This is a genomic window from Methylicorpusculum sp. (genome assembly GCF_030651835.1).
In the GTDB taxonomy this organism is placed as follows: domain Bacteria; phylum Pseudomonadota; class Gammaproteobacteria; order Methylococcales; family Methylomonadaceae; genus Methylicorpusculum.
Genome location: NZ_JAUSBX010000063.1, coordinates 17,560 through 42,514, shown reverse-complemented (window position 1 = coordinate 42,514; position 24,955 = coordinate 17,560). Strand labels below are relative to the sequence as shown.

24 protein-coding genes are annotated in these 24,955 nt (G+C 46.6%); 6 read left to right on the top strand and 18 right to left on the bottom strand.

Translation table 11 applies throughout. From position 1 onward, the window contains the following. Positions 1-35: 35 nt before the first annotated feature. The 11 genes from rfbD to Q7V32_RS08430 all read right to left on the bottom strand — a co-directional run bounded on the left by rfbD (position 36) and on the right by Q7V32_RS08430 (position 11,526). Positions 36-914 (bottom strand): dTDP-4-dehydrorhamnose reductase, encoded by an 879-nt coding sequence (gene rfbD / locus Q7V32_RS08480; RefSeq protein WP_304896547.1) that lies wholly within the window; start codon positions 912-914, stop codon positions 36-38. Continuing rightward, on the bottom strand, positions 907-1,479 hold the full coding sequence (gene rfbC, locus Q7V32_RS08475; protein WP_304896546.1) for a dTDP-4-dehydrorhamnose 3,5-epimerase: 573 nt from the start codon (positions 1,477-1,479) through the stop codon (positions 907-909). The genes rfbD and rfbC overlap by 8 nt, the downstream gene beginning before the upstream one ends. Then, positions 1,476-2,366: a glucose-1-phosphate thymidylyltransferase RfbA gene (gene rfbA, locus Q7V32_RS08470; protein ID WP_304896545.1), complete on the bottom strand. Its 891-nt coding sequence runs from the start codon at positions 2,364-2,366 to the stop codon at positions 1,476-1,478. Before rfbA ends, rfbC begins: the two co-directional genes overlap by 4 nt. 195 nt (positions 2,367-2,561) lie before the next feature. Further along, positions 2,562-2,876, bottom strand: a complete 315-nt coding sequence (locus Q7V32_RS08465; protein ID WP_304896544.1) for a ferredoxin — start codon at positions 2,874-2,876, stop codon at positions 2,562-2,564. Between the two features lie 24 nt (positions 2,877-2,900). Continuing rightward, positions 2,901-3,497 (bottom strand): SPOR domain-containing protein, encoded by a 597-nt coding sequence (locus Q7V32_RS08460; RefSeq protein ID WP_304896543.1) that lies wholly within the window; start codon positions 3,495-3,497, stop codon positions 2,901-2,903. Next, positions 3,497-5,257, bottom strand: coding sequence for an arginine--tRNA ligase (gene argS, locus Q7V32_RS08455; protein WP_304896542.1), 1,761 nt, complete (start codon positions 5,255-5,257; stop codon positions 3,497-3,499). Before argS ends, Q7V32_RS08460 begins: the two co-directional genes overlap by 1 nt. 495 nt (positions 5,258-5,752) lie before the next feature. Then, on the bottom strand, positions 5,753-7,978 hold the full coding sequence (locus tag Q7V32_RS08450; protein WP_304896541.1) for a primosomal protein N': 2,226 nt from the start codon (positions 7,976-7,978) through the stop codon (positions 5,753-5,755). 295 nt (positions 7,979-8,273) lie between these two features. Next, positions 8,274-9,080, bottom strand: coding sequence for a class I SAM-dependent methyltransferase (locus Q7V32_RS08445; protein WP_304896540.1), 807 nt, complete (start codon positions 9,078-9,080; stop codon positions 8,274-8,276). 17 nt (positions 9,081-9,097) lie between these two features. After that, positions 9,098-9,601 (bottom strand): disulfide bond formation protein B, encoded by a 504-nt coding sequence (locus tag Q7V32_RS08440; RefSeq protein ID WP_304896539.1) that lies wholly within the window; start codon positions 9,599-9,601, stop codon positions 9,098-9,100. Between the two features lie 219 nt (positions 9,602-9,820). Further along, entirely contained in the window at positions 9,821-10,546 is a 726-nt protein-coding gene (locus Q7V32_RS08435) for an SDR family oxidoreductase (protein WP_304896538.1), read from the bottom strand. Then, positions 10,534-11,526 (bottom strand): spore photoproduct lyase family protein, encoded by a 993-nt coding sequence (locus Q7V32_RS08430; RefSeq protein ID WP_304896537.1) that lies wholly within the window; start codon positions 11,524-11,526, stop codon positions 10,534-10,536. Before Q7V32_RS08430 ends, Q7V32_RS08435 begins: the two co-directional genes overlap by 13 nt. A 90-nt stretch (positions 11,527-11,616) precedes the next feature. Between Q7V32_RS08430 and proC the strand changes: the two genes are divergently transcribed. From proC to Q7V32_RS08415, 3 genes are all read left to right on the top strand, one after another. Continuing rightward, positions 11,617-12,441, top strand: coding sequence for a pyrroline-5-carboxylate reductase (gene proC, locus Q7V32_RS08425; RefSeq protein ID WP_304896536.1), 825 nt, complete (start codon positions 11,617-11,619; stop codon positions 12,439-12,441). Next, complete coding sequence (locus tag Q7V32_RS08420; protein WP_304896535.1) at positions 12,441-13,016, top strand: YggT family protein; 576 nt, start codon at positions 12,441-12,443, stop codon at positions 13,014-13,016. Before proC ends, Q7V32_RS08420 begins: the two co-directional genes overlap by 1 nt. 169 nt (positions 13,017-13,185) lie before the next feature. Continuing rightward, positions 13,186-14,193 (top strand): DUF4124 domain-containing protein, encoded by a 1,008-nt coding sequence (locus Q7V32_RS08415; protein WP_304896534.1) that lies wholly within the window; start codon positions 13,186-13,188, stop codon positions 14,191-14,193. Here the strand turns inward: Q7V32_RS08415 and argB are convergent. From argB to coaBC, 4 genes are read right to left on the bottom strand one after another with little or no spacing between them, the layout of a single operon-like run. Beyond that, positions 14,170-15,066 (bottom strand): acetylglutamate kinase, encoded by an 897-nt coding sequence (gene argB, locus Q7V32_RS08410; RefSeq protein WP_304896533.1) that lies wholly within the window; start codon positions 15,064-15,066, stop codon positions 14,170-14,172. The two genes, Q7V32_RS08415 and argB, sit on opposite strands and share 24 nt — an antisense overlap. A gap of 19 nt (positions 15,067-15,085) precedes the next feature. Next, complete coding sequence (locus tag Q7V32_RS08405; protein WP_304896532.1) at positions 15,086-17,593, bottom strand: phosphomannomutase/phosphoglucomutase; 2,508 nt, start codon at positions 17,591-17,593, stop codon at positions 15,086-15,088. 18 nt (positions 17,594-17,611) lie between these two features. After that, the gene (dut, locus tag Q7V32_RS08400; protein WP_304896531.1) at positions 17,612-18,067 is read right to left on the bottom strand and encodes a dUTP diphosphatase; all 456 of its coding nucleotides are present in this window, start codon (positions 18,065-18,067) and stop codon (positions 17,612-17,614) included. Continuing rightward, complete coding sequence (gene coaBC, locus Q7V32_RS08395) at positions 18,048-19,250, bottom strand: bifunctional phosphopantothenoylcysteine decarboxylase/phosphopantothenate--cysteine ligase CoaBC (RefSeq protein WP_304896573.1); 1,203 nt, start codon at positions 19,248-19,250, stop codon at positions 18,048-18,050. The genes dut and coaBC overlap by 20 nt, the downstream gene beginning before the upstream one ends. A 134-nt stretch (positions 19,251-19,384) precedes the next feature. Here coaBC and radC point away from each other — a divergent pair, with 134 nt between their 5' ends. Then, positions 19,385-20,059, top strand: coding sequence for a DNA repair protein RadC (gene radC, locus Q7V32_RS08390; RefSeq protein ID WP_304896530.1), 675 nt, complete (start codon positions 19,385-19,387; stop codon positions 20,057-20,059). Between the two features lie 19 nt (positions 20,060-20,078). Here radC and Q7V32_RS08385 read toward each other — a convergent pair whose 3' ends face one another. Next, positions 20,079-20,972, bottom strand: a complete 894-nt coding sequence (locus tag Q7V32_RS08385; RefSeq protein ID WP_304896529.1) for a phosphoribosylaminoimidazolesuccinocarboxamide synthase — start codon at positions 20,970-20,972, stop codon at positions 20,079-20,081. 69 nt (positions 20,973-21,041) lie between these two features. On the opposite strand from Q7V32_RS08385, the gene djlA reads away from it, so the two are divergent. Then, complete coding sequence (djlA, locus tag Q7V32_RS08380) at positions 21,042-21,854, top strand: co-chaperone DjlA (RefSeq protein ID WP_304896528.1); 813 nt, start codon at positions 21,042-21,044, stop codon at positions 21,852-21,854. Positions 21,855-21,959: 105 nt separating this feature from the next. On the opposite strand, the gene Q7V32_RS08375 is transcribed toward djlA, so the two are convergent. Together Q7V32_RS08375 and Q7V32_RS08370 are read right to left on the bottom strand one after the other, a co-directional pair. Then, a complete protein-coding gene (locus Q7V32_RS08375; protein ID WP_304896527.1) occupies positions 21,960-23,084 on the bottom strand; it encodes a PilT/PilU family type 4a pilus ATPase in 1,125 nt (374 codons plus the stop codon). Positions 23,085-23,094: 10 nt separating this feature from the next. After that, positions 23,095-24,132, bottom strand: a complete 1,038-nt coding sequence (locus Q7V32_RS08370) for a type IV pilus twitching motility protein PilT (RefSeq protein ID WP_304896526.1) — start codon at positions 24,130-24,132, stop codon at positions 23,095-23,097. A 118-nt stretch (positions 24,133-24,250) separates the two neighbouring features. Here Q7V32_RS08370 and Q7V32_RS08365 point away from each other — a divergent pair, with 118 nt between their 5' ends. After that, positions 24,251-24,928 (top strand): YggS family pyridoxal phosphate-dependent enzyme, encoded by a 678-nt coding sequence (locus Q7V32_RS08365; protein WP_304896525.1) that lies wholly within the window; start codon positions 24,251-24,253, stop codon positions 24,926-24,928. Positions 24,929-24,955: the final 27 nt, after the last annotated feature.

Below are 24,955 nucleotides of genomic sequence, written 5' to 3'. Positions count from 1 at the left end.
CATCATTCGGGGTTATAAAAGCATCCTCATGATCATCAAGACGGTTTCAGAAGACTCAAACATTCAGCCAGACTCTCTTTCCAGTAAGGAATTGAAATGCCAAATTGCTGCTTTATCTTTGTTTTGTTGAGCAAGCTGTAATGGGGCCGCGTGGCGGGGGTGGGGTAGTCTTTGGTTTCGATAGGATTGACCTGACAGGTCTGACCGGAAAGTTCAAATAGGGTTGTGGCAAAATCATACCAACTGCACACACCTTCATTGCTGTAATGGACAATTTCGGTGGCAGTCAGCGCGTAAAGTTGCGGATTTACGACGAGGGTTAAAATCGCATGCGCTAAATCGCGGGCATACGTGGGTGTACCAACCTGATCGAAAATAACACCCAGCGATTCCCTTTCTTTACCGAGGCGCAGCATGGTTTTGACAAAATTAGTGCCAAAACTGGAATAAACCCAGGAAGTTCTGATGATGAGGGATTTGGGCGGATTAATGTTCTGCAAGGCCTGTTCACCCTCCAACTTGGTTTGCCCGTAAACGCTTTGAGGATCAGTCTTATCGGTTTCGAGGTAAGGCCGGTAATTTTTACCGTCAAAAACATAATCGGTAGAAATATGGATGATGGCGCTATTTTTTTCTTTGGCGATGCTTGCCAGGACTTCGACGGCATCGGCATTGATCGACTTTGCCAGAGCCGGTTCTGATTCGGCTTTATCGACAGCCGTGTAGGCGGCACAATTGATGATGACATCAAAGGTTTTGTCTTTGAAATAGGCCTGGATAGCTTCAGGCTGACTCAAATCAATATCGTCTCTGCCGATAAACGTAAACGATAAGTCAGGGTGTTTAGGGCTTAACAAACGAAGTTCACTGCCCAGTTGACCCTGTGCGCCGGTTACTAGCAACGTTTTAGTCATACAATGAACCACCGTATTCAAATACTTCCGCGTCATTGAGCAGCGGTTGCCGGGTATCTTTAGCTGATAGTTGGAGCCGGTCTTTTTTAATCTGCCAGTTGATGCCTAACGCCTGGTCGTCAAAAGCTATGCCTCTGTCATTTTCCGGCGAATAGTAGTTATCGACTTTATAAGCAAAGACCGTATCTTCCTCCAGCACCACAAAACCGTGGGCAAACCCCCGAGGAACCAGCATCTGGCGCTTATTGTCACCGGATAACTCGACGGCTACATGCTGCCCAAAGCTGGGGCTGCCTTTTCTGATGTCGACGGCTACATCCAGCACTTTTCCTTGGATAACTCTGACCAGTTTGGTTTGCGCCGCCGGTGGCAGCTGATAATGCAGGCCTCTCAGAACGCCGACGCCCGATTTGGACTCATTGTCCTGTACGAAGTTGATTTTATAACCTAGAAAGTCATCCAGTTTGTCCTGCCGGAAGGTCTCAATAAAGTAGCCTCTGTGGTCGCCGAAAATTTGTGGTTCAATGATAACAACGTCAGGTAATGCGGTTACGCTAAACTTCATTTCACAATCCTCCCTTGACTGGCTCGATGAATCAAATATTGACCGTATTGGTTCTTTTTAAGCGGTTGCGCCAGTTCGAGCAATTGTTCTTTGGAAATATAACCTTGTTCATAAGCGATTTCCTCAATACACGCCACTTTCAAACCTTGCCGGTTTTCTATGGTTTGTATGAAATTGGAAGCTTCCATCAAGGATTCATGGGTACCGGTATCGAGCCAGGCAAAACCGCGTCCCATCAGTTCCACTTTAAGGTTGCCTTGGTCAAGGTAAAGCTGATTTAAGCCGGTAATTTCGAGCTCACCTCGAGCGGAAGGTTTAAGCGTTTTGACGATATCGACAACATTGTTCGGATAAAAATAAAGTCCGACGACGGCATAATTGCTTTTCGGTTGCGCGGGTTTCTCTTCGATACTTTGAACGTCACCATCGCTATCAAACTCGGCAACGCCATAACGTTCGGGGTCTTTGACATAGTAGCCGAATACCGTTGCTTTCTGCCGTTCTTCAACATGGGAAATCGCTCTGCCCAGCATTTTACTCAAGCCGTGACCGTAAAAAATATTGTCCCCCAACACCATGCATACGCTATCGGAACCAATAAATTCTTCGCCCAGTATAAATGCTTGAGCAAGTCCGTCGGGTGAGGGCTGAACTTTATAACTGAAGGTCATGCCGATTTCTTCGCCACTACCCAATAAAGCTTGAAAAAGCGGTAAATCATGCGGCGTAGAGATGATCAACACTTCGGTGATGCCCGCCAGCATCAGCACAGAAAGCGGATAATAAATCATCGGCTTGTCGTAAATAGGCATTAACTGTTTACTAACGCCTTTTGTGATCGGATAGAGCCGAGTGCCGGTGCCCCCTGCCAGAATAATACCTTTCATGGTGCTAATCTCTCTAAAATAGGAATTCGTTTTCGAAGCGGATCAAACTCTTAACGTTTGATTCAAGTGTTAAGAGTAACAGGTTGCAACAGGAGAAAGTGTAGCCGTTTCTTGGCTCTTTACCGGAATCGTTAATCAGCGTGCAACTTAAGGCAATTTGAACCAGATTAAAGCGCTAGGCATCTTTTGTCACATTTATTGATCAATTAAAAGCCTTTCAACAATGTGGCCTTTTTGCAGATGTTCCGTAATGATTTCGTCGATATCGGTTTTACTGCTGTATTTGTACCAAACGCCTTCCGGGTAAACCACAAGCACAGGACCTTGAGCGCAACGGTCCAAACAGCCGGCATTGTTGACCCGGCATTTTTTGGGTCCGCTCAGCTTTAATGCCTTGACCTGCTCTTTGGCATAATCGCGCAGCTCTTGCGCGTTAAAGTCGGCACAACAGGCGGCGCCGTTTTCTCGTTGGTTGGTACAAAAAAACAGATGATGTTTATAAAAGCTCATTGTTTACCTCATGGAGCATGAAATCTAGCGTCCGCCTTCTGTTACCATGGCATCAATGCCATTTTTCTTGAGGCGGTCCTTGATGGTTGTGACACTGCTCATTTGTTCGTAAGGACCCAGTTTTACCCGGTTCCAAATCACATCGCCGACTTTGGCTTTTTCAACCCGGGCGACCAGTCCCATTAGCGCCAGTTTTGCCCGCAACCGGTCTGCATCGGCAAAATCCCGAAACGATCCTGCCTGTAAGGTATATTTGGACTCTTTTGCCTTGCCGACGCGCTCTTCTCTAACCCGCGTTTTGATTTCATATTCGGGTATAACCACCTCTTTTGCCGGCAAAATAGTGTAAAAATCAAAATGAGGCTCTTCGGCTTTTTTTTCTTCAACCGGTTTTGGTTTTTGCGCCACCGGTTTGGTTTGGGCGATTTGAGTCTTGGGTTCTGCAGTGTTAAGTGCTGGTTGCTCAGCGGTTTGATCCGTTTTATTGTCTTTAAGAGAAAATAAAAAAATGCCGAACGCGCCGATGATTCCCGCTATCGCCACCCATTTCCAGCCGGCAATCGCAGACGGCGCCTTTTTGACGACTCTGCCCCTCCCCCGGTTTTTATAATCTCTGGACATTACATGGCCTCTGGCGTATTAATTTTTAATAGTAGCAAACCATTAGACAGTACCTGCTTGACTGCGCAAATTAAATTGAGTCTGGCGTTACGAATAACCGGGTCTTCAACCAAAAATTGGTGGGCATTGTAGTAAGTATGGAATTCAGTCGCCAAATCCCGTAAATAATGGACTAGTTGATGCGGTTCGTACATCAGCGCCGAGCGTTCCAATACCTCAGGATAACGCGCCAGCGTGGTTAATAGCGCCATCTCATGCTCTTCACGCAGACAATTCAGATTATCCATACCCAGCGTAATGTCCCGTTCCCAGTTTTTTTCATCCAGCTGCCTCAGCACACTGCAAACCCGTGCGTAGGCATATTGAACATAGTAAACGGGGTTTTCATTGGATTTGGAGGTGGCCAGTTTAAGGTCAAAATCCATATGCTGCTCTGAGCGGCGCATGACATAGAAAAAGCGGGCGGCGTCCTGTCCAACTTCGTTACGCAACTGTCTTAATGTGACAAACTCACCGGAGCGTGTGGACATTTGCACTTTTTCTTCGCCCCGGTACAACACGGCAAATTGAACCAGCAACACCGTCAATTTTGACGCATCCGCGCCTAAAGCTTCAATCGACGCTTTAACTCTGGGAATGTAGCCATGGTGATCGGCGCCCCAGATGTTGACAATTTTATCGTAACCTCTATCCAGCTTGTTCATGTGATAGGCAATGTCGGAGGCAAAATAAGTCATCTGGCCATTATCACGAATCACAACGCGGTCTTTTTCATCGCCTAAACGGCTGGAGGCAAACCAGGTTGCGCCGTCCTGCTCGTAAAGATAACCGGCTTGCCGTAAACGATCCAGAGCCTCTTCGACCGCACCGCTTTCCATCAGCGAGCGTTCGGAAAACCATTCCTGATAATTCACGCCAAATTCTGCCAAATCCTGGCGAATATCCTGCAATATGGTTTTGAGCCCAATTTGGAAAAAATCCTCATAAAGGCTAACGCCTAACAAGGTTTTAGCCCGGGCGATCAGTGCATCAATATGCGTTTCCTTATCACCGCCTTGGGGTTCATCGGGTGGAATATCTTCAACTATAAGTTCAGCCGGTCTGCGATAATCATTACCCGCAGACTTGTGAATATCCCCGGCGATTTCACGCACATATTCACCCCGGTAACCGTTAGTCGGAAAAGGGACCACTTCGCCGCATTCAGCCAGATAGCGCAACCAGATGCTGGTTGCCAGAATATCCATCTGCCTTCCTGCATCATTCACATAGTATTCCCTATGCACGGTAAATCCCGCCGCTTCAAGCAAATCGGCGACCACCGATCCATAAGCGGCGCCCCGTCCATGACCAACGTGCAAAGGTCCTGTGGGATTGGCGGAGACAAACTCAACCTGCACTTTTTGGCCTGCACCTGTCTGGCTCAGCCCGAACTTGGCACCCTGATCCAGGATTTGACTGACAATTTGAAATTGGGCATCGGGGTTAATAAAAAAATTGATAAATCCAGGTCCCGCTATTTCAATGCGTGACACCAGTTCATCTTTGGGCAAAGCGGCAACAATCTTTTCGGCTAATGCCCTGGGGTTTGATTTGGCAGGTTTTGCAAGGACCAGGGCGACATTGGTTGCGAAATCCCCATGCTGCAAATCTCGAGAGTTTTCTATAGTAATTTTGGGAGTTATTCCCGCGTCAATTACGCCTTCATTTTTTAACGTATCAACAGCAGTGAGAATCAGCGCCTCTAATTTTTGTTTCATTACGGCTTTGTTGCTCTAAGTCAAAAATAACGAATTATTATCCACTAAAGACCGTTGATTATCCATTCAAACATCAGCAACCCCAGCAATTCTCAATTTGAACAAAAAAAAGGGCTGGGGGAAGCTTTTTGAGGATGTCGGCTGCAGGGATGCTGCTGTCAAGCCCCCATGGAAGGGTTTACGGCGATCCTTAAAAGGCTTTTCCCAGCCTAAAATGACGCAGAAAAGATCAAACTGAGAATTGCTGTCAGCAACCTACTTGCAAGCATAATGGCAATCAGTAATTCCCCGTTTGATGATAAAAAAGGGGAGGCGTAAGCTTTGCGGGGATGTCGGCACCAGGGATAGGGATGCTGCCGTCAAGCCCCCATCGATGGGTCTAAGGCCTTCCTCGCAAGGCTTTCGCCTTCCCTCAAGCCGCATAAAAGTTCAAACATGGAGTTGCTGTCATGGCTATAAAGCCAGCTCACAAGACTGCGTTTATAGCCGGCATTTTTAATAAAGGTCAATCGGGTCAACATCAATTGACCAGCGAACTTTTCTGGCACTGGCAAGCTTTTCCAGTGCGGGCAAAAAAGTGTCCAAAAACCGGTGCAATGGTTTTCGTTGTGCGCTTTGAAACAATAATTGATAACGGTAGCGTCCCGCCTTTCTCGCCAACGGCGCAGGGACTGGCCCTAGCACTTGCAGGCTTTTATCGGCCGTTTGATGAATGATTTTGGCAACTGATTCGAAAAACTGTGTGGTCTGCTCAGGTTGATTTGACTCGACTCTTAATAAAGCCTGAAAGCTATAGGGAGGAAGACCGGCTGCCCGGCGTTCATTCAAGGTTGCAGTAACAAAATTGCCGTATTGTTCATTCAGCAAGGTGAGCAGGAGAGGGTGTTCGGGGTGTCTGGTCTGCAAAATGACTTTACCCGGCTTTTCTGCGCGGCCTGCGCGTCCGGCAACCTGAACAATCAGCTGCGCCAAGCGCTCGGTGGCTCGAAAATCAATACTGAATAAACCGCTATCGGCATCCAGCAAAACGACCAGCGTGACATTTGGAAAATGATGGCCTTTTGCGAGCATTTGCGTGCCGATAATGATATCGATCTGATTTCGGTTGATCTTGTCAATATACTGCTCCCAAACGCCTTTTCGCTGTGTCGTGTCCCTATCCAGACGGATGATGGCTTTACCCGGAAACAAATCGGGCAGGACATGCTCCACGCGTTCAGTTCCCAAGCCTAAAGGCATCACATCGACGGCTTTGCAGGCAGGGCACTGATGGTGTAACGGCTGTTCATGGCCGCAATGGTGACAGCGCAACACACGCTGATCCATATGAACGACCAAGTTTGCTTCACAGCGTTTACATCGTGCAACCCAGCCACACGCGTGACAAATCAAGGTCGGAGCAAAGCCTCGGCGGTTTAGAAAAATCAGTACTTGTTCCTGTCTGGCCAGCGTCGCGCTAATTTCACTGATCAGCGGTTCTGACAGGCCGCCATTCAGTTTTTTATTACGTATATCCAGCAGATGGCAGGCAGGAGCAACCGCGACTCCGGCTCTTTGCGATAAATGCAGCAGCGTATAACGCTGCTGGGCAACATTGAAATAACTCTCCAGCGAAGGCGTCGCCGAGCCCAAAACAACGGGTACATGTAAAAGTTTTGCCCGCATGACGGCAATATCACGCGCTGAAAAACGAAAGCCCTCCTGCTGTTTGAAAGAGGCGTCATGCTCTTCATCCAGAATGATCAAGCCGGGTGATTTAAGTGGTGTCAGTAAGGCCGAGCGCGTACCTAGCAGGATGGATGCTTTGCCTGTCTGCATGGATAACCAGGCGGTTTGACGCTGCTGGTTGGTCAGTTTCGAATGAGTGACGGCAACCGGGCAGGCAAAGCGTTGTCTGAAACGGTGTTCCAATTGCGGTGTCAAGCTGATTTCAGGCAGCAGAATCAGCACCTGGCGTCCTGATTCAAGCACTGATCGAATGATCTGCATGTACACTTCGGTCTTTCCGCTGCCGGTGACGCCTTCCAGCAGAAATACCCGGAATTCTCCCAATGCGCCTCTGATCGCATCAATCGCCGACTGCTGGGCCGGATTGGGCAGTAATTCCGGAGCTTGCAGCAAAGCGGCGCGGTCAACCGGCGCGCTGTTTTCGTCAATAAATACCAGCTGCTTTTCCAGTAGACTCTTCAATAAAAGGCGCCAGTGACCTTCGGTTTCAGACAAATCCGATTCGGATAAACTGTTGGGCGATGCCTGGAATTTTTCCAGTAATAAACGTTGTTTATGCGCGCGTTTAAGCGCGGAAGGCTCCAAATTCCGACCGGCCGAAGTCAAGCCATAGCGTTTTTCCTGTCCTGATTTTGCAGGTTTCCCGTTCCTTAATCCCACAGGAAAAGCGGCGGCAATAACCTCGCCGATGGAATGATGATAATAATTGCCGGCCCAATGCAACAGCTGTAAATCTAGGCCGGACAATAACGGAACGTCGTCTATGATCCGGGCAATTCGTTTGAGTTTTTCTAACGGTCTATCGGTCTGCCAAACGATTTCAACCAGGACACCAACTTTTAATGCTTTTCCAAATGGAACCTCGACTCTGATACCGGGCTTCAAGTCTATAGATTCCAGATTTTCCGGCGCGCGATAATCAAAGAGGCGATACAGCGGGACTGAAACAGCAATTTTAAAAATAGGCTCTTCAGTTGCGTATGAGTTAGTCATGCACCTCATTACGTGCGGTAATTGTTTGGGCTTGATTCATTAGGATAATTATTGACGCAGGCTGTGGATAACTCTGTGGATGGATAATTAAGTATTTATTTTGTTGCCGTCATCAAAGAAGTGAGTTATTGATAAAAGCTAATGTATATCAGTGATCTGGGAATATTAATTGCGCTAAAAAAATACGAAAAAGATTTTTCATTCAACTAAACAGCAATAATTAACTGTGTGTAACTTTGTGAGCTGTTTCACACAATTAATTTTTTTCATTGCATTTAGTTAATTTTATGTTCTCTCAAGGTTTAATGAATTTTAAAGTCATGCGATCGCTCTCCCCGATATCCAGGTAATGTGCTCTGTTTTGCTGGCCTAGTTTTAATGCAGGCGGCAAGGTCCAGACGCCCATAGGGTGATCTTTGGTATCTTTGGGGTTGGCATTGATTTCAGCTTTTTCCAGTAATTTAAACCCTGCCTTTTCAGCATAAGTGATGACTTGATTTTCGCTGACATAACCGGAGGTGATTTGCCGATCCAATGTTGCATCAGGTAAGCTGCGATGCTCTACCACTCCAAAAATGCCGCCCGGTTTAAGTGCTTTGTAGGCCGCAGCGAAGACCGCTTCCGCTTGGCCGTCTTTCATCCAGTTGTGCACATTGCGGAATGTCAACGCCCTGTCGCAGGACCCTTCGGGAGCAATGTTTGTAAATTCAGGCGGTTGCAGAGCAGTTAATTCAACCGCTCCGTATATTTCCGGATTAGCGGCTAACTTGGACTTGAAGTCTGTCAGGCTCTTTATAAAGTAAGGTATTTTTGCGGTTTCTGAAAAGTGTGCCGCATATAGCATGCCCTTGTCTTTTAAATAAGGGGCCAGAATCTCGGTATACCATCCTGCACCGGGGGAAAGCTCGACCACAGTCATGGTGTTTTGAACATCAAAAAAACGGAGGGTTTCTTCCGGATGCCGGTAACGGTCACGGGCTTTATTTTCAGCAGATCGATGAGTCCCCTCAATGGCTTGGGATAAATTCATTTCTGATTGAGCTTGTGCACTGCATATCAATAAAAGCAGCAATGCCGGTAATTTGTACAATATCAATTTCATAACATTTATCCTTATTTTTAACCGTTAGAATTCCAAAATTGCAACAAGCTGAGTCCGGCCAGCATTAAAAACGCGACCAATGTCCAGGCCGGCATGCTGAAACCCAGCAGGGTCCAGTCGACTTTAGCGCAATCGCCGGTACCGCTCAGCATTTGTTTGATGACTTCAGACAATGGAAAGTTTTCCATCATGTATTCAATGCCTGGGCCGCATTCGGGCACTTCATCGGGCGGAAGATGCTGAATCCAGATGTGTCTGATCGAAACCGCTCCGCCGCATAAAGCGACCAGGGTTCCTAGAATTGAATAGATTTTACGGCCTTTTTCTGCTGGATTATGGAGTCCTGCAATTAAAAAAACCAAGCCTGTTAACATGATGCCTATGCGCTGGGAAATGCAGAGAGGGCAGGGCTCAAGTCCGCCGACAAACTGAAAGTAAGCGCCCATGGACATAAGGAATACACAGCCGGCAAAACCCAGCAAAAACCAGATCATGGCTTTCATTTTTATTAGATTTAACATTTTGGATCTCTAGTTTAAACGCTTCAATTCCCAACGAAGGGTCCAGAAAATCAAGCTTATCACCCTCAGCTCATGCGAGGAACTCAGCTAAATTCGCTGAACATTTTACTCTCCCGATAAAAGCTCTGCAGTAAGCTTATTTTCACAAAGAGTAAATTATGCTGCCGGAAAAGAGTTTGGTTTCACTTTATAAGTGAGATGGCGATTTTTAACAAGGTCCTAAATTTTCGTTTCCTTTTTAAAGCTGATCACTTTATTAAGCGGGCTCAGATTGATTTCATCGATCACGATAGCCGTGTTTGAAGCCAGGACATATAAAACCGCATCGGCAACATCTTCAGGCCTTATATATTGACCTTCCGAAGATCCAGGCATAAACGATAGCGCATCAAAAAAAGGTGTTTTGACCATTCCGGGATTAATCAATGCGATTCTTAAATGACTTTTTGAGCATTCTTCACGTAGCGCTTGAGTAAAGCCGCGTATTGCGAATTTACTGGCGCAGTAAATACTGCCTTTTTGCGCGCCGCGCAAGCCCGCTTCCGAACCGATGAAAATGATATCGCTGTTTGACTGGCGCTTGAAATGGGGCAGCAGCGCCCGGGTCAGAAAAGCCTGGCTGGTAAAATTGAGGGTTATCAACGCTTCTAACTGAGCATAGGAAAACTCCTCCAATGAGCCAAACTGCCCCCTGCCTGCGCATAAAACAGCGGCGTCTATAGCGGGGTAAGTCTTCAGTAAGCGCTGAACGGCATCGGGTAAAGATGTTAACTGGCTTAAATTCATTTCAAAGGGATAAAAATGAGGCCGCACTTTAGTGAATTGGCTGCAATCTCTGGATGCACCGATGACAGTATGCCCTTGGTCCAGTAGTTTTCTGGCTATCGCGCGGCCTATTCCCGAACTTGCGCCGGTCACCAAAATGGTTCTTGCTATATCTGGCATGGAAAGTATTTTTCCTCCGGTATGAATTTGAGTAACTCGTCGCGGCAATAAGTAATCATGTCCTGCTCAAGATCGGCAGAATAAGACACCTTGCCTGCAGCGCTAATCAGCGGTCCGGAAAATAATTTTTCCTCGGGATAGAGCTTGTGCATCTTTTTAAAGTAGTGCTCCGGTAATCTGAAAACGCCGAGACTGACCGAATGCAATTGGTTTAGGTCAATAACCGAAAAAACCTGTTCAAAAAACTGCCGGTAATCGGATTTAAAATCCCGGTAGTAAATCAAGGGATCAAATCGTAAACCAATCGGCCATCCCGCTGCCTGTAGTTTGGATAAGGCAATCAAGCGTCTGTCCAGCGTTGGAGCCTTGTCCTCAATTGCTTTGGCGACGGTGTCAGGCGATAGGCTAAATGCGACTACACAGCGAGGTTGAGGCTGGCGCTCCAGCAATGTTCTGACCTGGGTGCTCTTGGTTCTTAACTCCAGCCAGGCATTAGGCAATGTTTCAAACACCGGTAAAAACGATTCGGCAAAACCGGTGACCGGCTCCAAAGCCAAACTGTCGCAATCATAACCTGAAAAAAAATGCGTCATTTCATTACCGGCGCTTTGGGCGATGCGCAGAATTTCCTGTTGATAGTCCTCATAGTTTACGAATAACACATAGTGCGCCGATTGGTACATGCCTTGTAAAAAGCAATACCGGCAGTCATACAGGCAATTGAGCATATGGGAAAAATAATAATTCTTTTGGGCACCTATCCCATATCCGCTGGGTGCCTCAAGCACAAATCGCTGATACTTTTCAGCCAGGATCAGTGCCGGTTTCAGCTTTTGCAGACGGAAATTCTGAGCGCGGGGATTAAACACTTCCCCATAACGCTGACAAGCGATTTTGCGTGCAGCAGGAAATCGGGCGCAGATTTCATCCACTCTGGGGTGATTTGCGATACTTTCTTCAATATAAATCGTGTCAATCATGGTAAGGAAAAAAAGTAGGGGCCTTGTGATTTATCGCATCAACCTTATATAGGGTAGAATACCATTAACTCATTATTAAACCGTCTTACTATGAAAACGAAAAAAATTGGTTTTATCGGTGGTGGCAACATGGCCTCCAGTCTTATTGCCGGCCTCATAGCCAGCGGCCATTCTTTCAGCGATCTCTGGGTCCATGATGTCAACCATCAGGCCGCAGAAGCTTTGGCGGCAGGACATCAGATTAACATAGCGGACAGTAACAAAACGCTGGCCGAAAAAGTCGAAATCATTGTCTTAGCTGTTAAACCACAAGTTATCAAAGAAGTATCACTAGACATTGCGCCCCATATAAACCAGCAACAACTCGTCGTTTCTATCGCGGCAGGAATACCGCAAAGATCCTTGAGTCATTGGCTGGGAGAAAAAGTAGCAATTGTCCGCTGTATGCCGAACACACCTGCATTGGTATTAACCGGAGCAACAGGCTTGCATGCCAATGCCAATGTGAGCGCAGAGCAGCGAGATCTGGCCGAAAATATCATGCGCTCTGTCGGTGTTTCTTTATGGTTTGATGAAGAAAGCCAGCTCGACACCGTTACTGCTATTTCGGGCAGTGGGCCGGCTTACTTTTTCCTGTTGATGGAAGCAATGGAAAAAACGGCACTGGAGCTGGGTATGGATGAACAGACGGCCCGATTACTGGTTCAGCAAACCGCTTTAGGCGCTGCAAAAATTGCCCTGGAGGCTAGCGAATCGCCCGAGCAATTACGCAAACGGGTCACATCACCGGGCGGCACGACGCAGGCGGCGATAGAAACTTTCGAGCAAGCCGGTTTTTCAAGTCTTGTTGAAAAAGCAATCAAAGCGGCCAAAGACCGCTCAATTGAAATGTCCAAACAACTGGGAGAATGCTGATGGATACTTCATATATGTCAAATCCGGCGATATTTCTGATTGACACTTTATTTTCGCTGTACATTTTAGCCGTCATGTTACGTTTTCTCCTGCAATGGAGTAACGCTGACTTTTACAATCCCATTTCTCAGTTTTTGGTAAAAGCAACCCATCCTCCCATCAAATTATTGCGCAGGTTTATTCCATCAGTTGGAAAAATAGACACTTCCTCGCTGGTTTTGGTGATGATTTTACAAATGACGGCCGATTTTTCCATTCTTTTGTTAAAAGGTGTGTCAATCGGCTTTGCCGCTTTGTTGATACTGTCGTTTACGCAAGTGATTTCGCTGCTTCTCAATATTTTTATATTTGCGATTTTTGCACGGGCTTTATTGAGCTGGCTCAATCCAGGGGCTTTTGATGCAGCATCTTCATTACTTTATAGCCTGAGCGAGCCATTACTCAGATTATGCCGCAGTTTCATCCCGAATTTTGGCGGCGTTGATTTAACACCCTTGGCGGCTCTGATTTTACTGCAACTGGCTAAAATGGTGCTGTTGCCTCCGCTTCACCAATTGGCTGGGTTAATTGGTTAAGCCGATGGGATAAAGGTATACAGGGAAGTAATTTTTCTTCTACAATCGCACCAATAAAAAGTTTACCCATTAATTATCGGGTAATTTATAACAAAGTGACTTTTCCAAGCCACACCAAAAAATGTTGTTGTTCTTGATGCCTAACAATTTTAATAGCGCTTAACTACTTATGTCTTACAATTCGCCCAAATCCAGGTTTATTGTAGCTATCATTTTATTTGCGCTTTGCAATATGCCTGCCTATGCAAAAAAAATGTATCGCTGGGAAGATGAGCAGGGAAATGTCTTTTTTTCTGATCAGATCCCACCCGAACATTCAAAATTTCGACGTGATACTCTCAGCAAAAAAGGGCGGGTGCTGGAAACAACTGATAGAGCCAAGACTAAAGAAGAGCAGGAGCTCGACAAACGATTGCAGGAGTTGAGAAGCGCCCAGGAAAAGATCATAGAAAAACAAAAATCTTATGACCGCGTTCTTGTCAGTACATTCAGAAGCATTGATGACTTATTGCTGATGATCAAGGGCAAAACCGAATCCATGGAATCACAGATAAAAGCAACCGATAGCAATCTTAACCGGCTTCAATTTCAACTGGATGCTCAGCAAAAAAAGGCAGCAGCATTTGAGCGTAACGCTCAAAAAGTGCCTAATGAATTATTAAAAGATATCTCGTCAACTCAACAGCAAATTCAAGAAACGCAAATTTCTATTAATAGATTGATAGAAAAACAAAACCAGATGAAAAAAGCCGATAATGCCGACATCGAGCGATATCTTTTTTTAACGCAATTGCGGACCGAAAACCAGCCTAAAGCCAATCTCATAGCGAGCATAAAAGACGCCAACGAATTAGGTTTGTTTTATTGCGAAAATGATCATCAATGCAACAAGGCTTGGGAAATCGGCCGCAACTTCGTTCACTTCCATTCGACAACGGGCGCGGATATTGATAGTGACAAGCTCATCATGAGCCGTCAGCCGTCCAAGGACAGTGATTTGAGTTTGTCGCTATCCAAAATCGCAGTTAATGAATCCGAATACCAGCTGTTTCTTGATATCCGCTGCCGCGATTCTTCACTAGGAAAAGAGCTGTGTAACAGTCAGAAAGTCAACGAGATAAGATCGGCTTTCAGGCCTTATATCAATGATGCTCTATCGAGAATGACCGACCAATAACGTACCTACGCCCTGGTCGGTAAGCAATTCCAATAAAACCGCATGTTCGACTCTGCCGTCAATGATATGAACGCTGGATACGCCTCCTTTTAACGCGTCAGTCGCGCAGCGCGTTTTTGGGATCATGCCGGCTGAAATGGTACCGTCGGCAATCAGGTCGTTCACATCCTTGAGTGACAGGCCGGTCAGCAGATTTCCTTCCTTATCCAGAATGCCGGCGGTGTTTGTGAGCAATATCAGCTTTTCAGCTTGTAATACTTCAGCGACTTTTCCGGCAACCAGATCGGCATTAATGTTATAAGAAAAACCGTCGTCCCCAACACCAATCGGTGCAATAACCGGGATAAAATCACTGCCGTTAAGCATGGACAAAACGGAAGGATCGATGCTGCTGACTTCTCCCACATGGCCTAAATCAATTATCTCGGGCTCCAAAACTTCTGGCGTTAATTTTTTCATCGTAATTTTTTTCGCATGAATAAAATCGCCATCTTTTCCAGTTAGGCCAATTGCTTTACCACCGTGACGATTGATCAAATTCACAATTTCTTTATTGACCAAACCGCCCAGAACCATTTCGACTACATCCATCGTCTCGCTGTCGGTGACACGCATGCCGTCGACAAATTCGCTGGTTTTACCCAGACGTTTAAGCAAATCACCGATTTGAGGGCCGCCTCCGTGGACAACAATAGGATTTAAACCAACCAGCTTCATTAGGACAATATCCCGGGCAAAGCTGTTTTTCAATTCGTCATCGATCATGGCATTACCGCCAAATTTGACAACAATGGTTTTGTCTTTGAAGCGTCTTATATAGGGCAAGGCCTCAATCAATACATGGGCGATTTGATGTGCAGTCTTTGATTTCATGTTTTTTGCGAGTGCTCACTTAAAAAGGCAATACTATATCGGGTTTAATCCGTGTCATCAGCATTTTGAATTCATTTTGAATGCGCTTTAAAGCATGCTGAGAGTCCGCTTCAAACCTCAATACCAGTGAAGGCGTGGTATTGGACGCTCTTACCAGTCCCCAGCCATCAGTAAAATCAGCTCTGAAACCATCCACTTGTGTGATCTTGCAGCCTTTTAAATCAGCTTTGGCAATCAGCGCATTCATGAAGTTGACATTTTCGCCCTCAACCATGTGAACCATTAATTCCGGGGTGTTGATGCTGTTTGGAACTTCAGCAAAAATTTGGGCACTGGAACGCGAATCTGCCGAGATAATCTCCAGCATTCGGGCTGCGGAATACAAGGCATCGTCAAAACCGAACCAGCGGTCGTTAAAGAAGATATGTCCGCTCATTTCTCCCGCCAGTTTGGCGCCTGTTTCTTTAAGCTTGGCTTTCATAAAAGAATGTCCGGTTTTCCACATCAGTGGACGGCCGCCGTATTTTACAATTTGATCGGCCAAATGCTTCGAACATTTAACATCGAAGATGATTTCAGAGCCCGGTTTTTTGGATAGAACATCTTTTGCAAAAATCATCATTTGCCGGTCCGGCCAAATGATATTGCCATCCGAATCGACGATACCCAGACGGTCACCATCGCCATCGAAGGCGATACCCAAATCAGCTTCGTGCTCTTTTACCGCTTTGATCAGGTCACGAAGGTTTTCAGGTTTACTGGGATCCGGATGATGATTGGGGAAGTTACCGTCAATATCACAAAACAACTCTATAACGTCACAGCCCAATGTTTTTAGAAGAACCGGGCCAATATCACCCGCGACGCCATTACCGCAATCCAACACAACTTTTAAGTCTCTCTCCAATTTAATATCTTCGGAAATAATGCCGATATATTCAGAGACAAACATGCTGTTCTGGTCAATTTCCCCGCGAGTATCGGTCTTGTAATCTTCCTCTTCCATGCGTTTCTTTATGTCCTGAATTCTCTCTGCTGCCAGGGTGTCGCCCTGAATGACCATTTTTAAGCCATTGTAGTCGGCAGGATTATGACTGCCGGTGATCATCACGCCTGAGCGTCCTTCGGTATGCTGGACCACAAAATATAAAAGAGGTGTAGGAGCCATGCCCAAATCGAGGACATCACAGCCGGTAGAAGCAAGACCTTTCGCTAGCTCTTCAGAAAATGCCGGGCTGGAGTTACGTCCGTCTCTGGCTATAACAGCGGTTTTACAGTCGTTATTTCTTATTTCTGTTCCGAGCGCCCGGCCAAGGTCATAAACGATGCTTTTAGTCAGGGTCTTGTCAACAATGCCGCGAATGTCATAAGCTCGGAAAATTTCATCCGGTACGCCGCGTTTAACAGGCGCAGGCACAACAGTTTGTGGAATGGCAAATTCGTGGGACATCGCGATGGGTTTTTCTTTCGGTTTTGTAGCCAGTTTTTCTTTTTCAGGTTCGCTCACATCATCAAAGGAGATTTCTTCAATGGCAAAGCTGGACTGCTCAAAAAAACCATCAATATCTAAATTGTCATCCTGTACCAGGGGGTCATCGTGGTGATCCATAACCCGTTTAAATTGAACCAGCGTTGAAATGATGATGCTCATTTCCGTCAGATGAACAGGGTAATTGCCATGAGCATTACCCGTCATCAAATCTTTAACAGCCAACAGTACGCTGCTCTGGTCGTGCGAGAGCATATCCGACGTTTTTCGGTAACTGACAAAAAAGGCCAATAAAATAAGCAGGCAGCAGGCAACCACAATTCCAAATATAAGTCCGGCTTCGCCTATTGATGCGCCGCCCTCATACCACACTTCAATCATCCAACCGGTATTGGCAACATTAACCGTGTTTTTGTCTGCGTTGCCTTTTAGCGATTTATTGCCCGTGCTCGCCAGTTCAAAATCCGCTTGTTTCAATATAATCAACTGATCTTTAATTGGTGCTACCTTTAAGCTTTCATTCAAAAAGTCATAGCTCAGGCTGGCCAGAATAATGCCAATGACGCGTCCGTCATTAACCACTTTTGCGGTCAAGGCCAGATGCCGATTAGGTCCTGCATCACCCTGAACTGCAGGCATTTGGTGAGCATTAACGGTCTCTCTGACCATATCAAGGTCAGCAAAGCCCATATGGGGAATACGGCTGGTATCCAATTGATCAACGCCAGGTCTTAGCAACCTGATAGTCAGTGCGCTTGGCAATAAATTAGTCAGCTTGTGTTCTTCGGCACGGATCAGGTCCGGATTTTTGCTGTCGATTGCGCCGATCACATCAGGATCTTGAGCCATCTTGACAAGCACACTGTTCAGCTGGTCAATTTGCGCAGAAATACCAAAAGCAGCACCGGTTCCAATAGAAGCAGAGGAGGCTTCTTTTGCCTGATTGATAAAAATGGATGAAGCCCAAAATACGCCTCCGCCGGCCACTATGACCAGAATTACTGCAATGGCGGATAATGTCAAAAAGATGCGTTCCATCAATGTGCTCCCGAGTAATTATTCTCTACCGGTATGACCAAAGCCGCCGGCACCGCGCATACTTTGATCGAACGATTCCACACGCTCAAATTCAGCTTGTACCACGGGAACAAAAATCATCTGCGCTATTCTCTCGCCGATTTCTATTTGAAAAGTGGTTTGCCCCCGGTTCCAGCAAGACACAAAAATTTGACCTTGATAATCGGAATCGATAAGTCCTACTAAATTACCCAATACGATGCCGTGTTTATGGCCTAATCCTGACCTTGGTAAAATCATTGCCGCCAGATGTTTGTCTTCAATATGAATGGCGATGCCGGTAGGAATAAGGCTTGTTTCACCTGGATTTAAGGTAAGCGGTTCCGTGAGACACGCTCTTAAATCGAGTCCTGCTGATCCTGAAGTCGCATAATCAGGTAATGGAATTTGGTCGCCAAGTCGGTCATCCATAACTTTAATTTGTATTTTTTTCATTCATTTTCTCTGCGATTAAATTTATTAGTTGTCTGGCCAGCTGGGTTTTATCCGTCATTTCCAATTGTTTTCCCCCTCCCTTCCAATAGACCTGCAGCGCATTTTGATCTCTGTCAAAACCGCCCTGGTCTTTGCCCACCCAATTAGCCGCAATCATATCAACATTTTTTTTCGCTAATTTATCCTTTGCATAGCGTTCCAGATCGTGTGTTTCTGCGGCAAATCCGACGGTAAACGGTCTTTGTACCGGTAATGCAGCCACTTCGGCAAGAATATCCCGGGTCTTAAACAACTCAAGAATCAGCGTGTTTTCGATTTTTTTGATTTTTTCCGGTTGATGGGTGTTGGGGCTGTAATCAGCCACTGCAGCGGCACCAATATAAACATCGCTGTTGGGCGCACTGGCCATAACGGCTTCATGCATTTGCGCAGCAGATTCGACATTGATGATCTGACAATATTTGGGCGGCGGTAACGCAACGGGGCCGCTAACCAATGTGACGATTCCACCGGCTTCGATGGCGGCCTCTGCAATGGCATAGCCCATTTTTCCGGAGCTTCGATTGGTGATGAAGCGGACCGGGTCAATAGGCTCGCGAGTTGGCCCCGCGCTGATCAGCACTTTTTTACCGGATAGATCGCAATGGCAGAAAAATCGTGAAAGCGTCTCGCAGATGACATCCGGTTCGGCCATACGGCCGTATCCGATTTCTCCGCAGGCTTGTTCACCGGACGCAGGGCCAATAAATCTGAATCCATCCCGGTTAAGGCGAGCCACATTTTCTTGTGTCACGGCTTTATTCCACATCGCCTGATTCATTGCCGGCGCTATAAAAACAGGGCAGGTTGCAGCTAAAACAAGCGTCGATACCAAGTCATCAGACAAGCCATGGCTGAATTTGGCGATGCAATTGGCCGTAGCCGGAGCAACGAGCACGCTATCCGCCCAACGCGCCAGACTGATGTGCCCCATTACATGTTCCTGGTCTTCATCAAGCAAGCGGGTACCGACTGGGTGGCCCGATAATGCCTGAAAAGTCAGCGGACTGATAAAGGCTTGTGCGGATTCTGTCATAACGACACGCACGTCAAAGGCCTGTTTCCGTAATAACCGGACCAGTTCCGCTGCTTTATAGGCCGCAATACCGCCTGATACGGCGAGTAAAATATGCTTGTTAATAATGGTTCGCTCAACTTTTAAAAATCAAAGAGTTTTAAATTAACCCGTTTTCACTGTCAAAAAAAACCAACTCGTCATTATGGCAAGTATAGCTAATTTCTCCTATCCTTAAATTTTAGGTCTGATGGAGTGGTTCCATGACAATTAAGGACTGGCCGGCAGATGAGCGGCCAAGAGAAAAGTTACTGCAAAAAGGCGCAGGTTCTTTGACCGATGCCGAGTTACTGGCGATTTTTCTACGTACAGGCACGCCCGGTCAGACGGCAGTTGATCTGGCTCGGACCTTGCTGATCGAATTCGGTTCGCTACGCACCTTATTAGACGCCAACCAGCAACGCTTTTGTCAAAGTAATGGGCTGGGTCCGGCAAAATATGCACAAATGCAAGCGGTACTGGAAATGGCCAGGCGCCATTTTCACGAGATCCTTCAACGAGGTGACGCCTTGACCAGTCCGGAGATTACCCGGGCTTACCTTAGCGCCCAATTAAGAGGATACAGCTATGAAGTTTTTGCCTGTTTATTTCTCGATAACCAACATCGGGTGATCAAGCTTGAAGAACTGTTCCGGGGCACGATTGACAGTGCCGCTGTTTATCCCCGGGAAGTCGTCAAGCGTATCCTGCATCATAATGCAGCGGCAGTGATTTTTGCTCATAATCACCCCTCTGGAATTAACGAACCCAGTCAGGCGGATAAACAAATCACCGATAAACTAAAACAAGCTTTGTCGCTGTTCGATATCAGGTTGCTGGATCATTTTATCATCGGTGACGGCCAGCCTTATTCATTTGCCGAGCACGGCTTGCTGTAAACCCAGGAAATATCTAACATCAAGAACGCGTCAACTGCAGCTCTGCCTCATGATACTTTTCAGCAGTGCGCTTAATCACTTCATCGGGTAAATGAGGTGCCGGGGGGATTTTATCCCAAGCCAGCGTTTCAAGATAATCCCGGATATATTGCTTGTCATAACTGGGCGGGCTGATGCCTACCCGGTATTGATCGGCAGGCCAGAACCTTGACGAGTCGGGCGTTAAAACCTCATCAATCAGATGCAAAGCGCCTTGCTCATCCAAGCCAAACTCAAATTTGGTATCTGCAATAATAATGCCTCTTTCGGAGGCATAAGCGGCAGCTTCTTTATAGATAGCTAAACTGGCCTGACGAACCTGCTCCGCCATTGACTCGCCGAGTAAAGCGACGGTTTGGGCGAACGAAATATTTTCATCATGATCGCCCACTGCGGCTTTTGACGAGGGCGTAAAAATAGGTTCCGGTAATTGCTGGGCCTGCTGCAAGCCTTCAGGTAACTGAATGCCGCAAATAGCGCCTGATGCCTGATAGTCTTTCCATCCTGAACCTATAATGTAGCCGCGGACAATAGCCTCAACCGGTAAAGGTTTTAATTTTTTGACAACAATGGCGCGCCCTTCAATCTGCTCTCTCTCGGCCGCATCAGGAACCGCTTCTGCCAAAGACATTCCGGATAAATGATTGGGCAGGATATGCGCCATTTTTTCGAACCAAAAATGGGAAACATGCGATAAAACAAGGCCTTTACCGGGAATAGGGTCCGGGAGTATCACATCAAAAGCCGATAAGCGATCCGTTGTGACAATCAGCATGTGCTTGTCATCAATTGCGTAAATATCACGCACCTTGCCGCGAGCGATCAGCTTAAGGTTTGATAAAGATGATTCGAATAGAACCGACGGCGCGCTCATAATGCCTCACTTGAATTGAAAATTAATGGCATAATTCTAACATCGTTTTGTTCCTTGAGTTTCATATCCATGAGTTGGCTAGGTAAAATCTTTGGCGGTGCATTTGGCTTTCTGATGGGAGGCCCGCTGGGTGCCATTTTAGGCGCCTCTTTAGGACATCAATTCGATGTGGGTATCGATCATTCGGTAACTGAGGAGTCCCTCGGGCCTGGTGATGCGCATCGGGTGCAAATGGCATTTTTTACGGCCACATTTTCTGTCATGGGGCATATTGCCAAAGCCGATGGCCGGGTTTCCGAAGCGGAAATCAACATGGCCAAACAAATCATGACCCAGCTGGCTTTATCAGAGGCCATGCGCACGGCCGCGATTAATTTGTTTCAGCAAGGCAAAAGTAATGATTTTCCTTTGGATGATGTGCTGGATCAGTTTCGCCAGGAATGCCACCGTCGCACGAATTTGATCAGAATGTTTTTAGAAATTCAATTACAGTCTGCGCTGGCAGACGGTCAATTGCATGCCATAGAGGACCATCTTCTTTTACATATCTGTCATCGGCTGGGCATTTCACGTTTTGAATACGAACGCATCAAGTTGCAAGTCAATGCTCAACAACGGTTTTATTCTCATCAGCAGCAAAGTCAGTATCCGGCCCCAAAAAAAGGGAATCTCAGTGATGCTTACGCCATATTAGGCCTAACTTCTGACGCTTCAGACAGCGATATCAAAAAAGCCTACCGCCGCTTAATCAGTCAGCATCACCCGGATAAACTCGTCGCGAAAGGATTGCCTGAAGAAATGATGACGTTGGCCAAAGAAAAAACCCAACGTATTCGAAAAGCCTATGAAACCATTACCGAAGCTCGAAAATCAGGACGATAAAGCCCTGATATCCGAAACCATACCATTCGGACATCAGGAAAATACGGGAGACAAAATAGCGGGGTTAGGCGTTAAACGTTGCAATAGGCGGCTGATTTAACAGCATCAGTAAAGCCGGTTAAGATCATCTTCCTCCTGTAAATTCATTTCTGAACCACCCGCCAGACTTTCTGCCCCCAGTTTGATCATCAGCCTAACTTCATTTCTTGAATCTGCAGAATTGAGCGCGTCTTCATAGCTGATCTTGCCTGCCACATAGAGATCGTAGAGGGCCTGATCGAAAGTTTGCATGCCCTGCTCACGCGAAGTTTTCATTAATTCTTTAAGCTTATGCACTTCACCTTTTCGTATATAGTCGGATACTAACGGTGTGTTGATCAGTATTTCCACTGCAGGATAGCGGCCCTTGCCATCCGCGCGCGCAATCAATTGCTGGGCAACAATGCCGCGAAGATTCATCGATAAATCCATAAACAACTGTCCATGCATTTCATCGGGAAAAAAATGCAGTATACGGTCAATGGCCTGATTGGCATTGTTCGCATGTAATGTGGTTAAACACAGATGCCCTGTTTCGGCAAAAGTAATAGCCTGTTGCATGGTTTCGCGGGTTCTGACCTCGCCGATCAAAATGACATCCGGCGCCTGCCGCAGCGTATTTTTTAAAGCGACTTCATACGATTCGGTATCCATGCCTACCTCGCGTTGAGTGACTATGCAGCCCAGATGCGGATGCATGAACTCAAGCGGATCTTCTATAGTGATAATATGCCCTGAGGTATTCTGGTTGCGGTATTTGATCAGTGACGCGAGGGAGCTTGATTTACCGGTTCCTGTTCCCCCGACAAAAAGAACCAGTCCCCGTTTATTCATCACCAATGATTTGAGTATCGGTGGTAAATTCAATTCTTCGGCATCAGGGATATGCGTTTCTATCCGTCTCAATACCATGCCCGGCGAATCGCGCTGAGTATAGGCGCTGACCCTGAAACGGCCTAAATCAGTGTAACTGATCGCAAACTGGCATTCCTTGGTGTTTTCAAATTCATCCTTTTGCCGTTGGTTCATGATGCCGGTGACGATGGCTTCAGTTTGCTGGGGGTTCAATTTGGATTTTGACAGCTCAATTAATTTGCCGTCGACTTTTATGGTAGGCGGCCGACCGGTTGTAATAAACAAGTCGGATGCTTTTTGCTGGACCATGATTTCCAGTAATGGCTTGAAATCCATGTTGATTGCCTCAGCGGAACATGTCTTTGTTAACCGATTTAGTCATCGCGGCTTTCGCCGTTACCAGCCCTTTGTCCACCATTTCTTTCAAATTTTGATCCAGGGTTTGCATACCTTCTTTCCTGCCGGTCTGGATGGCTGAATACATTTGAGCCACTTTGGCTTCACGAATCAGGTTTCTGATCGCGGGTGTTCCAACCATGATTTCATGCGCAGCGATACGTCCGCCGCCCACTTTTTTGAGCAGTGTTTGAGAGATAACCGCCTGCAAGGATTCTGACAACATGGACCGGATCATATCCTTTTCTGCTGCCGGAAAAACATCGATAATCCGGTCAATGGTTTTTGCCGCCGATGTGGTATGCAATGTGCCAAAAACCAAGTGTCCTGTTTCCGCCGCGGTCAATGCCAGCCGGATGGTTTCAAGGTCGCGCATTTCGCCTACCAGAATAATATCCGGATCTTCCCGCAGAGCGGAACGTAAGGCTTCGGTAAAGCCGAGGGTATCTCTGTGGACTTCCCGTTGGTTAATGAGACATTTCTGGCTTTCATGGACAAACTCGATAGGGTCCTCAACCGTCAGGATATGGGCGTAATCATTGGTATTGATATGGTTAATCATCGCCGCCAGCGTTGTTGATTTTCCGGAGCCTGTCGGGCCTGTGACCAATACCAGCCCCCTGGGCTTTTTGGTTACTTCTTCAAAGAATTTGGGGGCATTGAGATCTTCCAAAGACAGCACTTTGGAAGGAATCGTTCTGAATACTGCGGCAGCGCCCCGGTCCTGATTAAACGCGTTAACACGAAAACGTGCCACGCCCGGTAATGCAAAAGAGAAATCGGTTTCAAGAAATTCTTCATAATCCCGCCGTTGCTTATCATTCATGATGTCATAAATGAGCGCGTGGACCTCCTTGTGATCAAGCGAGGGAATGTTGATGCGCCTGATGTCTCCATCAACCCGGATCATTGGCGGCAAACCGGCCGACAAATGTAAATCCGATGCGTTATTTTTAACCGAAAAAGCCAAAAGTTCAGCAATATCCATAAAATCCTCTGGAACTAGCCTTGTGTTGAAAATTAAACAGGTTTAAGCCTAGACTAAGTCTTTGATTTTTTGAAGCGGTATTGTGTAATACCCCTCCTTTTCATAAAACCAGTCCACCATGATAGTGATTGCCGAACAATTAAGTCAGATAAAAGCCCGGATAAGCGCGGCTGAATCCAAATACCACAGGCTGCCGGGCTCCGTTCAATTGCTGGCCGTCAGCAAAACCAAATCGGCATCCATCATCGCTCAGGCTTACAAAGCCGGGCAACGGCAATTTGGCGAAAGTTATCTTCAGGAGGCGCTTGCAAAGCAACAAGCCTTGAGCGCTTTCAATATCATCTGGCATTTCATCGGGCCGATCCAATCGAATAAAACCAAACAAATTGCCAGTCATTTTCATTGGGTGCATAGCGTCGATCGATTAAAAATAGCGCAACGCTTGAGCGAACAGCGTCCGTCTGACTTGCCGCCCTTAAACATTTGTCTGCAAGTTAACATCAGCCATGAAAATACCAAGTCCGGCATTGATTTGCAGGAGCTCGCCGGGTTTGTTGATGAGGCTTTAAGGTTGCCCAATATAGTCGTCAGGGGAGTGATGGCGATACCGGCACCTGAAACTGAATTTACTCGTCAATGCCTCCCCTATCGCTCGCTTTATGAGGCCGTTACGGCGTTAAATTTACCCCAGCTCGATACCTTTTCTTTTGGTATGAGCGATGATTTGGAAGCGGCAATAAAAGAAGGCTCAACCATCGTGAGAATCGGAACAGCGTTGTTCGGCGAGCGCAACTAAAAGGCTGGTCCGGTTAAGTCTTGGGCG

Bases quoted from the DNA above. Each gene is read 5' to 3' on its own strand.
- rfbD (WP_304896547.1), bottom strand. From the start codon at position 914: ATGACTAAAACGTTGCTAGTAACCGGCGCACAGGGTCAACTGGGCAGT.
- rfbC (WP_304896546.1), bottom strand. From the start codon at position 1,479: ATGAAGTTTAGCGTAACCGCATTACCTGACGTTGTTATCATTGAACCA.
- rfbA (WP_304896545.1), bottom strand. From the start codon at position 2,366: ATGAAAGGTATTATTCTGGCAGGGGGCACCGGCACTCGGCTCTATCCG.
- Q7V32_RS08465 (WP_304896544.1), bottom strand. From the start codon at position 2,876: ATGAGCTTTTATAAACATCATCTGTTTTTTTGTACCAACCAACGAGAA.
- Q7V32_RS08460 (WP_304896543.1), bottom strand. From the start codon at position 3,497: ATGTCCAGAGATTATAAAAACCGGGGGAGGGGCAGAGTCGTCAAAAAG.
- argS (WP_304896542.1), bottom strand. From the start codon at position 5,257: ATGAAACAAAAATTAGAGGCGCTGATTCTCACTGCTGTTGATACGTTA.
- Q7V32_RS08450 (WP_304896541.1), bottom strand. From the start codon at position 7,978: ATGACTAACTCATACGCAACTGAAGAGCCTATTTTTAAAATTGCTGTT.
- Q7V32_RS08445 (WP_304896540.1), bottom strand. From the start codon at position 9,080: ATGAAATTGATATTGTACAAATTACCGGCATTGCTGCTTTTATTGATA.
- Q7V32_RS08440 (WP_304896539.1), bottom strand. From the start codon at position 9,601: ATGTTAAATCTAATAAAAATGAAAGCCATGATCTGGTTTTTGCTGGGT.
- Q7V32_RS08435 (WP_304896538.1), bottom strand. From the start codon at position 10,546: ATGCCAGATATAGCAAGAACCATTTTGGTGACCGGCGCAAGTTCGGGA.
- Q7V32_RS08430 (WP_304896537.1), bottom strand. From the start codon at position 11,526: ATGATTGACACGATTTATATTGAAGAAAGTATCGCAAATCACCCCAGA.
- proC (WP_304896536.1), top strand. From the start codon at position 11,617: ATGAAAACGAAAAAAATTGGTTTTATCGGTGGTGGCAACATGGCCTCC.
- Q7V32_RS08420 (WP_304896535.1), top strand. From the start codon at position 12,441: ATGGATACTTCATATATGTCAAATCCGGCGATATTTCTGATTGACACT.
- Q7V32_RS08415 (WP_304896534.1), top strand. From the start codon at position 13,186: ATGTCTTACAATTCGCCCAAATCCAGGTTTATTGTAGCTATCATTTTA.
- argB (WP_304896533.1), bottom strand. From the start codon at position 15,066: ATGAAATCAAAGACTGCACATCAAATCGCCCATGTATTGATTGAGGCC.
- Q7V32_RS08405 (WP_304896532.1), bottom strand. From the start codon at position 17,593: ATGGAACGCATCTTTTTGACATTATCCGCCATTGCAGTAATTCTGGTC.
- dut (WP_304896531.1), bottom strand. From the start codon at position 18,067: ATGAAAAAAATACAAATTAAAGTTATGGATGACCGACTTGGCGACCAA.
- radC (WP_304896530.1), top strand. From the start codon at position 19,385: ATGACAATTAAGGACTGGCCGGCAGATGAGCGGCCAAGAGAAAAGTTA.
- Q7V32_RS08385 (WP_304896529.1), bottom strand. From the start codon at position 20,972: ATGAGCGCGCCGTCGGTTCTATTCGAATCATCTTTATCAAACCTTAAG.
- djlA (WP_304896528.1), top strand. From the start codon at position 21,042: ATGAGTTGGCTAGGTAAAATCTTTGGCGGTGCATTTGGCTTTCTGATG.
- Q7V32_RS08375 (WP_304896527.1), bottom strand. From the start codon at position 23,084: ATGGATTTCAAGCCATTACTGGAAATCATGGTCCAGCAAAAAGCATCC.
- Q7V32_RS08370 (WP_304896526.1), bottom strand. From the start codon at position 24,132: ATGGATATTGCTGAACTTTTGGCTTTTTCGGTTAAAAATAACGCATCG.
- Q7V32_RS08365 (WP_304896525.1), top strand. From the start codon at position 24,251: ATGATAGTGATTGCCGAACAATTAAGTCAGATAAAAGCCCGGATAAGC.